The following is a 14,216-nucleotide window of genomic DNA, read 5'->3' as shown; positions in this document are numbered from 1 at the left end:
GTTCTTTTTTGCATGTATGATTTAACGCCAATAGCAAATCTTATAAGCAATAAGCAGGAGGTGCATTGGCGTGTTTGTAGGAATTAAGACGGCGGCTGTTGCCGTAATTGTGCTCGCAATAGGCAGTTCGTTAGCGGGATGCGGACAAAGCGGCAGCGTGAATCAAGCCGAATACAGGGAAAAAAACGAAATGATGCAAAGCGAAGCGAAGTCTTTGCCGAACCGGGACATGATGATGGAGAAAAACAATTCGCATTATCATCAGAAGCTCAGTATGGGTTCGTCAGAGGAAACAGGCATGTCAACGGGTATGGAGGGTATGGAGCATAGTGCCAAGCAGTTGGAGCACCGAGCCGATCAGGTTACGGGAGTGGGGAAAGCAAACGTCGTGCTGCTGAAAAAGGACGCTTTCGTAGCCCTTGTTCTTGACGAGAATGGCAAAAAAACGATTATCGAGAAGCAGGTGTATGCTGCTTTGAAAGGGCAATATCCCGCATACGATATTCATGTAACGGCAGACGAGGGCTTGCGAGAACGAATAAACGAGTTGAACGCGCTTATCGGCAAAGGAGCTTCCATACAGAGCCTGTCAAAGCATGCAGCTTTGGTCGTTCGTGATATTAATGCACAATTATCACCTGCTGTTCGATAAGATGTGAATTTGTTTTTGATCAACTCCTAATCGAATAGCAGGATATGAACGCGTATGAAAGGATAGGAAAAATATTCAAGCGCTTGCAGAGCTGCCGTTAGCAAGCAGCTCTTTTTTGCAGGTGAAGCTTGTTGAATGGCTAGGAGGTAATTTATTGTTAGTGCTGATACGTGTTTTGCTATTGCTTCCCATGGTTTCATTGCTAGCAGGGTTCGGCATGCCTGCAGGAAAAGACCGCGCTTTCTATGAGCAGAGGGGAGAGATTGTTTGGGAGGTTCCGACAAAGGATAAAAAAATAGCGTTAACCTTCGACGATGGCCCTTATCCGGCTACAACGGAAAGGATATTGGATTTGTTGAAAAAATACAATGCCAAGGCGACTTTTTTTGTGCTAGGCAACAAGGTGGAGCGTTATCCGGAAACCATCAAACGGGAAATCGCAGAAGGTCATGAGGTAGCAAACCACACGTTTAATCATGTTTATTTCGAGCGTTCGGTTAGTCAGGCGACCATGAAGGAAGAAATTTTGAAAACTGAAAATGCTTTGGTATCGTTGACCGGGAAAAAATCTCAGCTCTTTCGACCGCCTGGAGGCTTCTATAATGAGCGTTCGATTGATATAGCCAAATCCCTAGGATATACGACGATCATGTGGTCCTGGCATCAAGATACGAACGACTGGCAAAGTCCCGGCGTGAACAAAATTGTAAACAAGGTGATTAATCATGCGAGAAATGGGGATATCGTGCTATTGCATGATTATATACCCGGTTCGACGCAGACCGTTATGGCGCTAGACAAAATACTGGATGAGCTTACGAAGCGAGGATATGCTCTCGTCACGGTAACAGAGCTTATGAATACGATGATCGAGGTTCCGGCTTATTAATTGAACAGATACATATCGCGGTTTATAAGCGGAATAAAGCAGGGAGCTCATTGGCGCGAGCTCTCTTTTGGCTATTCATATAGACGATTTTTAGCAATGTTATGGACGATTTATAGGCTTTTTAATATTTTTGTTAACGGGCTTGACCTCGTTCTGGCCTAACGTTAATAATTAGCGGTATGATCGACAATGGCTACTATGAAATGATGGAGATGAGCCCTGTGGCCTTTCTAAGAAAACTATCCATTCGCTCTCAGCTGTTAATATTGGCGGCGTCATCCATTATCGTTATCCTGATTATTATTTTGCATACGTATTCGATGATGTCAGGGATGATTACGAAAAACCACGAGGAATATGTGAGACAGACCGTCACGGAAATTCAGAAAAACGTAATTTCCAATAAAGACGTTGTCTATAGGCTTATGCAAAATATCTCTTACAATGAAGAGGTGCAAAGCTTTCTTGTTGAGAAAAACGCGTTGCGTCGCTATGAGATGTTCAAAAAGCTCAGTCAGCTGATCACGAATCAGAAGGAACTGAAGGATGGCGTGCTCGACATCGTCATCTCCGGCAATAACGGCGGCTGGGTCGATATCAATGGCGGCAACCGTTATGTTGCTCCGATGGTCAGCAAGCTGCCCAAAACGAAATTTAATGCTTATTATGTAGGGATGCAAACCTTTGGCAGCTCCTATGGGTCAGCGGAGGGTCTCATATTTGCGACGTCCATTACGTATATGCAGCCCGGAGAGCTATTTAATTCGAATGTCGGAACGCTCTTTTTCATCATTAGTCCGAAAGCGCTTGCAGGCGATGAGGAATATGCGATGAAAAAAACCAGTACGCAAATCTATTTGTTGGACCGCAACCAGAGGATTATAACGAGCAACTCGGAGCATGAGGTTGGCACGGTGCTGCCGGAGGGTCTCTTTACTCGAGGTAGCAGCGGCGGTCAGCACACCGTGCAATGGAAAAACAAGCCGTACGTGATTCAGACCGAGCCGCTGCCGGATATCGATGGGGTTATTCTAAGCATAGCGCCTAAGGATGAGCTGCTGCGCGACCTGCGGTCGATCCGTGAGGTAGAGCTTGCGATATTGGGCGTTTGTCTTCTTGTCCTAGCCATACCGTTCACATTCATTATCAACAATATTTTGCGGCCGCTCAAAAAAATGATGTTGTTCATGACAAACGTCAAGCGCGGAACCTTGTTTGAATTCCAAAAGAGAATTGCGCTGCACGGCTATATGGAAATAAATGTTCTCGCGACGCAATTCAATCATATGCTCGATGAGATTGAACAGTTGACCCAGCGCTTGCTGGAGACGAACAGCCGCTTGTACGGCAGTGAGCTGGAGAAGAAAAAGGCGGAGCTTGCTTTTCTCAAAAGCCAGATCAACCCCCATTTTTTGTACAATACGCTAGAGGTCATTACGGGTATCGCCGTAGTCGAGAAGCAGACGAGAATTAAGCACATGACTAGATCCTTATCGGCAATATTTCGGTACAGCATCAAAGGAGCGGAAGTCGTTCAACTGCGTGAGGAGGTCAAGATGGTTGAATCTTTTATTCAAATTCAGCAAATCAGGTTTGCGGATCGATTCACTGTCCGCTATGATTTTTCGGAGGAAGCATTGTCTTACCGCATTCCCAAAATGATTCTGCAGCCGCTTGTAGAGAACGCAATCTATCATGGGCTCGAACCGACGCTAAAGGCCGGAGAGCTTTGGCTGAAAGGGGATGTGGACATAGAAAATGCACTCCATATTCTTATTTCGGATAATGGTGTCGGCATGTCGGATGAACGATTGGGCCAAATTCGCGATATGCTGGCTGAGAGTTCCTCTGCGCAGGCAGCTGACGAAAACGTTAAAAGCATCGGACTTGGCAATGTGAATAATCGGATCAAGCTTATTTACGGAGATGAGTACGGCATCCAAATCGAGAGTGAAGAGGGCAAAGGGACACAGGTGCGGCTTATGATGGCAGAGAGGAAGAAGCATGATGCATAAGGTATTTCTAGTCGATGATGAAAGCTGGGTTGTGGAAAGCTTGAAGGATTTAGTGGATTGGGGCAGCTACGGTTTTGAGGTGGTGGGACAAGCTTATAACGGAATGGCTGCCTTGGAGGCGATCGCTGAAGTTAAGCCGGATGTTGTTTTTACCGATATACGGATGCCGGAGATGAATGGGCTGGAGCTGATCCAAAGAGGCAGAGCGTTTCCTTTTCCTGTTCAATTTGTCATTGTAAGCGGCTATGCGGAGTTTGCTTACGCACAAAAAGCGATCAGCCAGGGAGCGGTCGCTTATTGCTTGAAGCCTTTTGACGAGGTCGAAATATCGAGTGTATTGGCTAGATTGAACAAACAATTGCGTGCTGCCAAGCCAGTTTTCGAGCCGTCGCTCATTCATCTCATTGACGAGCCTAGCTTGGAAAACGAATGGTTAATTCGTGATAGATTAGAGAGGGATGGCGTGCTGGAGCAAGGCGGGGACTCGCTGCTTGCTGTTATTTCCGTAGGTCCGGAAGAGCTGCCGATGTTGGCGCATGGGATGACTCGAATGAAAATTGGTACCGCCAAAACCGCTTATTTGGTCCAAGCACGTCTTGCAGCAGCGGTGAGGAATGAATGGGAACGGAACAGGCCGGAATCGATATTGGGTATCGGGATGAGCGATTCGTTCGATGATTTGAAAGAGATTAAGCGAGCTATCGAAAATGCGGATGTTCTTGCCCATCAATATTTTGTAAGCGGCGAGGTTGTTGCTGTGAACAGCGGTGTGCAGCCTGAGAGCGGCGCTGAGCTTAATGAATGGCTCTTGCAGGTGAGCCATGCGATTCAAGAAAGAAATCTGGAATCGGCGATGTTTGCGATGGACAGGATCGGCGGCTTGTTCACAGACAACTCGTTAACGGTGAAACACGCGCTCAAAGTTTATCATATGACCGTATCCTTTTTGTTTGGCCTTGGAGAGACGGAGAGCATGCTGTACAGCTATGAGCAGCTTGTTAAGTCGTTTGATCATCTCTCTAGCATGCTCGGCGAATTGAAAATGCTGTTGACCAAATATTTGACCAGTACGGGAGCATCGCCTGTTGAAACGAAAAATCCGACGGTTAACTCCATTTTGCACTACGTTGCTTTAAATTTCCGCAGGGACATTTCGCTGCAAGACTTGTCGGAGCAATTTTTCATGAACCCGAGCTATATAAGCCAATTATTCAAGAAAGAGGTAGGCGAAACGTTAACGGCACATATGGCGAAGCTGAGAATCGCTTATGCTTGCGAGCTGCTGGATAGCGAAGCTGGCTCCATTCAAGACATTGCCGAGAAGATCGGCTACCATGATTATTTTTATTTCACGCGCATATTCAAAAAAATGACAGGCAAAACACCTACGCAGTACCGTGAGAAGCAATCATGATAGGTGAGTTGGACGATTTTTATGATCGGTATGGATGATTTCAAGAAAACTTTCGATGAAGGTTTTCTTTTTTTATGCCATAGGTTGAAAATGCAGATGGAATGAATAGAATGCGTCCATGTACGCTTCTTCCTTGTCAGGCGATAATAAAGCAAGAAAGTGACAACGCTTACAAGGAGGTTTGACTAACATGAATGTATTAGGGAAGGAAATGTACAAACATCGTTTTTTGTATATTTTGCTCCTCCCTACGTTGCTCTTTTATGTGTTGTTTCAGTACGTCCCGATGTATGGAGTGCTGCTCGCATTCAAGGAGTATCACATCAGGGAAGGAATAATGAGCAGTCCGTGGGTAGGATTGGCGAACTTTCGGGAGCTTGTGAACCAAAGCGATTTCTGGCAAGCGTTTACGAATACGATCATCATCAGCTGCGGCCGAATCCTATTCGAATTTCCTACGGCCATCATATTGGCGCTGCTGATCAACGAGGTAACGAAGGAGAGGTTCAAAAAGTTTTACCAGACCGTATATACGTTCCCGCATTTCATTTCGTGGGTTATCATAAGCGGCATCATGTTCAACTTTTTAAGCGAATCCGGGGTGTTGAACCAAATAATCGCGTCATTCGGCTTCGATAAGCAGACGTTTATGACCGATCCGGGATTGTTCCGGCCCATTCTGTTCTTGTCGAGCATGTGGAAGGAAATCGGCTGGAGCGCAATCATTTATTTGGCCGCAATCGCTGGCATTAATCCGGAGCTGTACGAAGCGGCTCGCATTGACGGTGCCAACCGCTTTCAGCAGCTGATGGCGGTGACGTGGCCATCGATTAGGGGAACGGCTGCGATACTGTTGATTCTAGCCGTAGGCAATGCGATGAACGGCGGGTTCGAGCAGGTGTTCAACCTCTACAATCCAGGCGTGTATGAAACGGGCGATATTATTGATACGTATTTGTACCGCTCCGCCTTTGGCGATGGATTAAGCTTTGGCGTTACGACCGCTGTCGGTTTGTTTAAAGCGGTTCTAAACTTTGTCTTGCTGTACTCCGCTAACTTTATGGTGAAGCGGCTAGGCGGGGAGGGGTTGGTATAATGGCGGCGCAAAGCGTAAAACGACGCAAAAAGATTAGCATGCCGGATGTGATCATCCATACGATCTTGATCCTGCTTACGATCTGTACCATCTTTCCTTTCTATAATGTGGTGCTGATGTCCTTTAGCGACTCGGTGGCCATATCGAAGCAGATCGTCTATTTGATTCCGACGGCTTTTGATTTCTCGGCATACAGCTATATTTTTCATGAGCCGCGCTTTCTGGATGCGTTCCTCGTGACCATCTTTGTTACGGTAGTAGGAACGTTCATTAACATGCTGGTCACGCTCACCGGTGCATACGTACTGTCCAAAAGTGGATTTCCCGGCCGGAAAGCGGTGATGTCGGCCATCTTATTCACGATGTTTTTCAATGGCGGACTCATTCCGTTCTATCTGACGATGAAGAGCTATGGCTTGATCAATAATCTATTCGTTATGATTCTTCCAGTGGCCGTAAATACTTTCTATATGATGATTTGCATCGCCTTTTTCCGAACGTTGCCGGCCGCGCTGGAGGAATCGGCGAAGATCGACGGCGCGAATGAGATTCAAATTTTGTACAAGGTCATATTGCCGATATCGAAGCCGATGATCGCGACCATCGCTTTGTTTTATGCGGTGGATCGCTGGAATGAATGGTGGTTTGGCGTATTGTTCATGACGGACGTCAATTTGCTGCCGCTGCAGGCGCTGCTAAGGGAGCTGCTGACCAACTATCAACAGCTGCTGACCAGCATCAGCGTAAGCTCCGTCGTCTCGTCCAGCTCGGCTTTACAGCCGGAAATGCTCAAAATGGCGGTGCTGGTCGTTAGCGCTTTGCCGATTGTGTGCTTGTATCCCTTCCTGCAAAAATATTTCACGAAGGGCGTAATGATCGGTTCGATCAAAGGGTAGTAGAAGCTTCGCGCTTTTATTATATAATTGTACAGGGGGAACGAAAAAATGAAGAAAACAAGCAAAGCTGCCTCATTCACGTTATTGACCGCATTATTCATTTCGGTTTTATCGGGCTGCGGATCGGCCAATAATGTGCCTGAAGCGAGCAATAACGCACAAGCGCCAACAAATGCGGAGTCTGATAACCCGTATAAGGACCATATGGACATTTCCGTATCCTGGTGGGGAATTGGCGTCGGCTTTCAGCAAAAGGATGATATTTTGCAGCATGTGGAGAATACGTTCAATGTCACCTTCAAGCCGATGGACATCGGCTGGGACAACTACAAGCAGAAAGCGCAAGTATGGGCGGCTGCTGGTCAGCTTCCGGATATTATTACGAACAGCATTACCAATGACAGCCCTGCTACTTATAATGAATGGGTAAATCAAGATCTAATTCATGCGCTTCCCGATGATTTGAGTGCGTATCCGCATGTGGAGCAGGTTGCCAAAGCGAAAGGCGTCGATGGCATTCGCCGGGACGGCAAGCTGTATGCGATTCCTCGCATGACGTTCCCGCTGGAGCAAGCGGAAGCGGTATGGGCTGTTGACCGTGCGATCTTTGTCCGGAAAGACTGGATGGAGAAGCTGGGTATCGCGGATCCGAAAAGCTTCGAAGAATTTAATGCGATGCTGAAAGCGTTTGTAGAAAAGGACCCTGACGGCAATAACAAAAATGATACGACCGGCATCGTAATGAACACGCTGGGTTATTTCAAATCAGTCTTCGTTCCTACCTTCCCGCAAATGGGGAATCAGGGCTGGGTGGAGGAGGATGGCAAGTGGATTCCGTTCTATGCTTCGCAGAAAATGGATGAAGTGGTCGTTCAGGCTCGCCAAATGTATAAGGATCATACGCTGGACCCTGATTTTGCGGTAGCGAAAGCGGGAGAGGGCAACCAGAAGTTCTACCAGAACAAAGCGGGTGCGTTCGCGTTCAAAACGGATGGCATTCTAGGCGCGACAGGTATCCAATCGGAATGGGAGAAAAACAATCCCGGCCTTAGTTTTTTTGACCATGTAAAAATATTGCATCTGTGGCCTGGCGCAGACGGCACGGTCTATCGCCAAGTGAACAGCCCGTGGTGGTCGGAGACGATGATTAACGTGGATGTGGATGATAAGAAGCTTGACCGCATTCTGCGCATCTATGATTGGCTGTTGTCTGCGGAAGGCAAAGAGCTGTTCGACTATGGCATTGAAGGCAAGGATTACACCAAGGATGGCGACAAATATGTCATTACTCGGGCGAAAGAAGAGAATGGCCAATATATCGATTTGAAAAAAGCGTATCCGTCGATGGATATCATCTCACAGATGGCTGCTTGGAGAAATGCGAGCGCAATTGAGGACAGCGAGTCCAATCGAGCGGCGCATGGTGATGCAGCGATCCAGTTCATTCAAGATGAAATAAAGTGGCAAATGGATAACGCCAAGCCGATGCCAACCGCCTTCGAATTTTTCACGATGACCACGCCTGCAAAAGACAAGCTGTCGGCAATCAACTTCGACGATGATTTCACGAAGATGATATTAGGCAAGGACGATCCGGTCCAAACCTGGAGAGAAATCGTCAAAGGCTATGACAGCAAAGGGCTGCAGCAAGCGATCACGGAAGTGACGGCGGAAATGGCCAAGCAAAAATAAACGAAATAACAAAGGGAATGTTCTGTCCTTAGCGGCAGGGCATTTCCTTCGTTCATGAGGCATGAGGAGGCTGAAAAGGATGACGAAAGAGCAGGGCGCAAAGGGGAAGCGGCAGACGGTTTTACAGCTCGCCGATTTTGGAGGCATGCCGGACTCGGGCGAGGATGCGATGTCCGCCATGCAGCTTGCCATCCATGCCGCTTCGCGGGTAGATGGTCCCGTCGTGTTGGAATGCGCGCCAGGCAGGTATGATTTCTTCGCGAGCGGGGCGACGAGAAAGCCCTATTATATTTCAAATACAACGAGTGAAGTAGAAAATCCGGACGTTACGAAAACGATTGGCGTTTTTTTGAAGGGAATGCGCGAGTTTACGCTAGAGGGGAATGGTTCATTGTTTGTCTTTCACGGCAAGCAGACGATGTTTCTCGTTGATGCATGCGAGCATATCGTTTTTCAAAATATCAATGTCGACTATGAGCAGCCAACCGTCGTGGAAATGACCGTGTTAGAGACGGGTGCGCGTCATCTTATCCTTGAGGTTCATCCCGCCTACCGATACGAGATTGAAGAGGGAAAGCTGGCATGGGTAGCGGATGGTTGGCGTTTCCTAGCAGGTCCGATGCAGGAGCTGGACCTCGAAGAAAACCGTACATGGCGCACGGATAATCTATTCGAGCATGCCGTCAAAGTCGAGGAAATATACAGAGGGAAGCTGAAGGTGCATGTGAATGATCGCCCCGTTCAGACGAATGGGAACATTTTGCAGGTGCGCGACGGCATTCGTGATCAGGTTGGCGCGTTCATTCATAGAAGCAGCGGCGTTCGATTCACGAACGTGGGCATGCATTTCATGCATGGCCTCGGGATTGTTTGCCAGTTCAGCGAAAATATGACGTTCGAGCGCATGGATATGAGGCCGAGGAAGGAAACGGGCCGTACGGTGAGCGCCTTTGCTGATTTTATCCATTTCTCTGGCTGCCGAGGACTCATTCAGGTGAATGATAGCAGATTCAGCGGAGGACATGACGATCCGATCAACGTGCATGGCACGCATCTTCGCATTGTTGGGCAGCCGGCGCAGAATCAAGTGAAGGTGAGATTTATGCATCATCAGACCTACGGCTTTGAAGCTTTTTTTGCTGGGGATGAGGTGGAATTTGTTAGAGGCAAGTCATTGAATGCTTATCATGGCAACAAAGTAGCCAGCGCCGTATTGTTGAATCCGCGGGAAATGCTGCTTACGCTGGAACGGGCCGTGCCGGAGGCTATCGAGCCGGAGGATGTCGTTGAGAACGTGACATGGACACCTGAAGTGAGCATCATCGGCAATGAATTTGAAAGAGTGCCGACACGCGGCATATTGGCTACGACGAGACGCAAAGTCGTGATCGCCCGCAACCGATTTGAGAAAATGACGATGAGCGCCGTTTTTATTGCAGATGATGCGGAAAGCTGGTATGAATCAGGCCGCGTTCAGCAGGTCTCCATTCGAGATAACCATTTTATTGCTTGCGGAAACGAGCGGCATCCCGTTCTGTTCGTAGCTCCCGAAAATACGCTGATTCAAGCGGAGCAGCCTGTTCATAGCAACATTCATATCGAAAATAATAGATTCGAAACGACTGACGCATTAGTCCTTTCCGCCAAGAGTACGCATAATATTGGATTTTTGAACAATGAGATTATCGTAAAGGGCAACCAAAGCGCCTTTAACACCCTTCAGGATGCCATTCGTTTTGAAGCGTGCACAGCTATTGTGCTCGAAGGCAATTCCTTGAATAGAGAAGGCTGACTAAATGATGATCAGTAATCTATTGCAGCGGTTTGCTCGGTAGATTTTTCTTGCTAGATTAAGCGCTTCACTTCATAATAGGATTCAAACCAGATTGTGTGATAAACAAAGAGAGGTGCTAGCATGAAGCTGCAATACAAGAAACCGGCTTCCGCTTGGACGGAAGCGCTTCCTATCGGCAATGGGCGCTTAGGGGCAATGATTTTTGACGGCGTGGAGAAAGAGCGAATTGGACTTAATGAGGATACGTTATGGTCAGGCTATCCGAAGGATTGGAACAATGCGGAAGCCAAAGAAGCACTGCCTCGCGTGCGCAAGCTGATCAAGGAAGGGCGGTATGCGGAAGCGGATCTGGAAACCAAGCAGATGATGGGGCCATATACGCAGTCATATCTCCCGTTCGGCGATATGCATATCACTTTCGAGCACGGCAATAAATATGAAAACTACCAACGGACGCTGGATTTGGAAAACGGCTTGTCTACTGTCGAATACGAGATTGGCGGGATTGCCTACAAAAGGGAGTTGTTCGCTTCCAATCCAGATCAGCTTATTTTGTTGAAGCTTGAGGCTAGCGAGCCGGGCGTTCTAAATGTCCATGTGAAAATGGACAGTCCGCTCCGTTACCGCACGGAAGCGGACGGGCAGCGCTACCTTCTGAAAGGATTGGCGCCGGAGCATGTCGCTCCCAGCTATTTCAAAGATAACCATCCTATCGTATACGGTTCAGGCGATGAGTCGGAAGCTATGCGTTTCGAGGGCGTGCTCGCCGCCACGTCGAAGGACGGAACCGTTATAACGGATGGTGACGGGCTTCATGTGTATGGTGGCACCGAGGTGGTCATCTATTTCAGTGGAGCAACCAGCTTTAACGGATACGACCAGCTTCCGGGAAGCCAAGGCAAAGATGCGTCAGCTGCAGCTGCCTCTGCGCTCGATAATGGGTTTAAGAAATCGTATGAGGAGCTGAAAGCTTCGCATCTTTCGGATTATCATTTTCTGTTCAATCGGGTCGAGTTCCGAATCGGTGACGCTTTGGCGCCGACAGATATGCCGACAGACCAACGAATTAGGGAATTTGGCGCGAAGGATCCGGGTTTAGTTGAGCTGCTATTTCATTATGGGCGTTACTTGATGATATCGAGCTCGCGCGGAGGGACGAAGCCCGCGAATCTGCAGGGAATATGGAATGAGTCGACAAGACCGCCATGGAGCAGCAATTGGACGTTGAATATTAATGCGGAAATGAATTATTGGCCGGCGGAAACTTGCAATTTGGCCGAATGCCATCAGCCGCTGCTTGCTTTTATCGAGGAGCTTTCGGTGAACGGTGCCGTTACAGCGAGCACGAATTATGGAGCAAGGGGCTGGGCGGCGCATCATAATGCGGACATATGGGCGCAAACCGCGCCGGTTGGCAACTATGGGGACGGCGATCCCGTTTGGGCCTATTGGCCAATGGGCGGCATATGGCTAGCTCAGCATTTATGGGAGCATTTCTCATTCGGCAGGGACGAAGAATATTTGCGCAGCCATGCCTATCCGATTATGAAAGAAGCGGCTTTATTTTGCCTCGATTGGCTGATCGATGACGGGCAGGGACGCTTGATTACGTCGCCTTCCACCTCGCCGGAGCATAAGTTTAGAATCGGGGATAAGCTATTCGGAGTAAGTGAAGCAGCCACGATGGATTTGTCGTTAATCTGGGATTTGTTTACGAACTGCATAGAAGCCTCGGAGAGCCTAGTCACGGACGAGGCGTTCAGAGAGGAGCTGAAGGCTGCGAGAGCTAGCTTGCTTCCGCTGCAAATCGGCAGCTATGGTCAGCTGCAGGAGTGGTCGCAGGACTTTGCGGATGAGGACAAGCATCATCGCCATGTCTCGCATTTGTTCGGTATTTATCCCGGCAGACAGCTTACGCAGGATGAAACGCCAGAGCTGTATGCAGCAGCCAAACAATCGCTGCTCCGTCGCGGCGACGACGGGACGGGCTGGAGCTTGGGCTGGAAAGTGGGGTTGTGGGCAAGGTTCCGCGACGGGGATCATGCTTTGCGCCTGTTGGATCAGTCGCTGCGGCTCGTAAAGGAGAACGAGGCGGAGCTCTATGATCATGGCGGCGTGTACGGCAATTTATTCGGCGCGCATCCTCCTTTCCAAATTGACGGAAATTTCGCTGCGACGGCGGGCATTGCCGAGATGCTTCTGCAATCCCATCAATCTTACTTGGAGCTGCTTCCGGCTCTTCCGGCAGCCTGGCATTCAGGAGTGATCAAGGGGCTGCGGGCGCGCGGCGGATTCGAAGTGAGCATTCGCTGGGAAAATGGGCGTTTAGCGGAAGCTGAGCTCTTATCGCTGAGCGGCGAGGACTGCTCATTATGGACGGAGGCATCCTGGACAATTGAATCGTCGGACGGAGCTGTTATTAACGGCAGGCGTTCCGATGAGGCGGTTATTCGATTCCGTACAAAGTCTGGTCAAGCCTTCCGGATCATCGCAAATTAAGATGGGATATGGAAATAGAATAAAGAAATAGAATATTGAAATAGAATGTAGAAATAGAATGTAGAAATAGAATGTAGAAATAGAATATTGAAATAGAATATAGATTATAGAAGTAGATAGCCATGATTAAGGTCCTAGCAGACCGACGATCATGGCTTTTTTTTGTATGCTGCAGATCCTGAATTCAGATTTTGAAGTGTTGAACGATAAATTATGGAAAAAAAGCAATGGAATGGCTGGATTTATAACATAGACTTTTCGGGCGTTCATGTGAGAACGGATACAGAGAACAATCACCGATGAAATGCTTCCATTTGTGAAGTTTATAACCTTTGTGTTAAATAACATGACATACATAATCGCTTTTTGTGTAAATAACGAAATTAGTTCATACTTTTTTGTGAAAAACACAAAGACATCGTGATTTATTTGTAATATAATATGACACAAGAAGAAAAACGAAAAATATTAAGTAAGGTAATGTGACACAAAAATTTTGCTAAGTCATATGCCGATGAGCTTTGAAGGGAGAATGGAGCATGCAAATTACAGCAACACCTTACAGCTGGCCTTATGACGGGGCAATCGATCCTTCGAAAACCGCATTAGTCATTATTGATATGCAGATCGATTTCTGCGGCAAAGGCGGGTATGTGGAGCAGATGGGGTATGACTTGTCATTGACGGCGAAACCGATCAAGCCCATTCGGGCGCTCCTGCAGCGCATTCGGGAAATTGAAGGCTTTCATGTCATTCATACGAGAGAGGGACATAAGCCTGACTTATCCGATTTGCCTGCAAACAAACGGTGGCGCAGCAAACAGATCGGCGCAGAAATAGGTTCGCTTGGACCAGCTGGACGTATTTTGGTCAGAGGCGAGCCAGGATGGCAGATCATTGAGGAGCTTGCTCCGATCGAAGGCGAATCGATTATAGATAAACCAGGCAAGGGCAGCTTTTATGCAACAGATTTGGATTTGATTCTCAAAAACAAAGGGATTACCCACTTAATTTTGACTGGCATTACAACGGATGTTTGTGTGCATACGACGATGCGCGAAGCGAATGACCGAGGATATGAGTGTTTGATTCTTGAGGATTGCACGGGAGCTACGGACCCGAAGAATCATCATGCGGCGCTTAATATGGTGAAAATGCAGGGCGGCGTGTTCGGAAGCGTAAGCAGCTCGGCGGAAGTATTAAAAGGACTTATTAATTGCTAATTTTGCAGCTGCAATAGAAATGAAATAGAAGAAGTAGAAATAGAC

At 47.9% G+C, this 14,216-nt stretch carries 10 protein-coding genes; all 10 read left to right on the top strand.

The genetic code is table 11. The annotated features are described in order from the left end of the window. The first annotated feature begins 70 nt into the window (after positions 1 to 70). The 10 genes from FHS16_RS03030 (at position 71) to biuH (ending at position 14,171) form a co-directional block, all read left to right on the top strand. On the top strand, positions 71 to 652 hold the full coding sequence (locus tag FHS16_RS03030; protein WP_183558738.1) for a YhcN/YlaJ family sporulation lipoprotein: 582 nt from the start codon (positions 71 to 73) through the stop codon (positions 650 to 652). 190 nt (positions 653 to 842) lie between these two features. Next, entirely contained in the window at positions 843 to 1,541 is a 699-nt protein-coding gene (locus FHS16_RS03025; RefSeq protein ID WP_183559638.1) for a polysaccharide deacetylase family protein, read from the top strand. Positions 1,542 to 1,762: 221 nt separating this feature from the next. Further along, positions 1,763 to 3,556, top strand: coding sequence for a sensor histidine kinase (locus FHS16_RS32390; protein ID WP_183558735.1), 1,794 nt, complete (start codon positions 1,763 to 1,765; stop codon positions 3,554 to 3,556). Continuing rightward, positions 3,546 to 4,970, top strand: coding sequence for a response regulator transcription factor (locus FHS16_RS03015; protein WP_183558732.1), 1,425 nt, complete (start codon positions 3,546 to 3,548; stop codon positions 4,968 to 4,970). The genes FHS16_RS32390 and FHS16_RS03015 overlap by 11 nt, the downstream gene beginning before the upstream one ends. Before the next feature lie 190 nt (positions 4,971 to 5,160). After that, positions 5,161 to 6,066, top strand: a complete 906-nt coding sequence (locus FHS16_RS03010) for an ABC transporter permease (RefSeq protein WP_183558728.1) — start codon at positions 5,161 to 5,163, stop codon at positions 6,064 to 6,066. After that, positions 6,066 to 6,962 carry a carbohydrate ABC transporter permease gene (locus tag FHS16_RS03005; RefSeq protein ID WP_183558725.1) on the top strand — a complete coding sequence of 299 codons (897 nt, stop codon included), beginning with the start codon at positions 6,066 to 6,068 and terminating at the stop codon, positions 6,960 to 6,962. Before FHS16_RS03010 ends, FHS16_RS03005 begins: the two co-directional genes overlap by 1 nt. Before the next feature lie 48 nt (positions 6,963 to 7,010). Next, complete coding sequence (locus FHS16_RS03000; protein ID WP_183558722.1) at positions 7,011 to 8,654, top strand: type 2 periplasmic-binding domain-containing protein; 1,644 nt, start codon at positions 7,011 to 7,013, stop codon at positions 8,652 to 8,654. Between the two features lie 79 nt (positions 8,655 to 8,733). Continuing rightward, a complete protein-coding gene (locus FHS16_RS02995) occupies positions 8,734 to 10,446 on the top strand; it encodes a right-handed parallel beta-helix repeat-containing protein (protein WP_183558719.1) in 1,713 nt (570 codons plus the stop codon). A 123-nt stretch (positions 10,447 to 10,569) separates the two neighbouring features. Beyond that, positions 10,570 to 12,948 (top strand): glycoside hydrolase family 95 protein, encoded by a 2,379-nt coding sequence (locus FHS16_RS02990; protein WP_183558716.1) that lies wholly within the window; start codon positions 10,570 to 10,572, stop codon positions 12,946 to 12,948. A 539-nt stretch (positions 12,949 to 13,487) separates the two neighbouring features. Further along, positions 13,488 to 14,171, top strand: coding sequence for a biuret amidohydrolase (gene biuH / locus FHS16_RS02985; protein WP_183558713.1), 684 nt, complete (start codon positions 13,488 to 13,490; stop codon positions 14,169 to 14,171). The last annotated feature ends 45 nt before the right edge of the window (positions 14,172 to 14,216 follow it).

It is taken from the genome of Paenibacillus endophyticus (genome assembly GCF_014192395.1).
Classification (GTDB): domain Bacteria; phylum Bacillota; class Bacilli; order Paenibacillales; family Paenibacillaceae; genus Pristimantibacillus; species Pristimantibacillus endophyticus.
The sequence above is the reverse complement of the archived record's forward strand: the minus strand, read 5'-3'. Positions and strand labels throughout refer to the sequence as shown.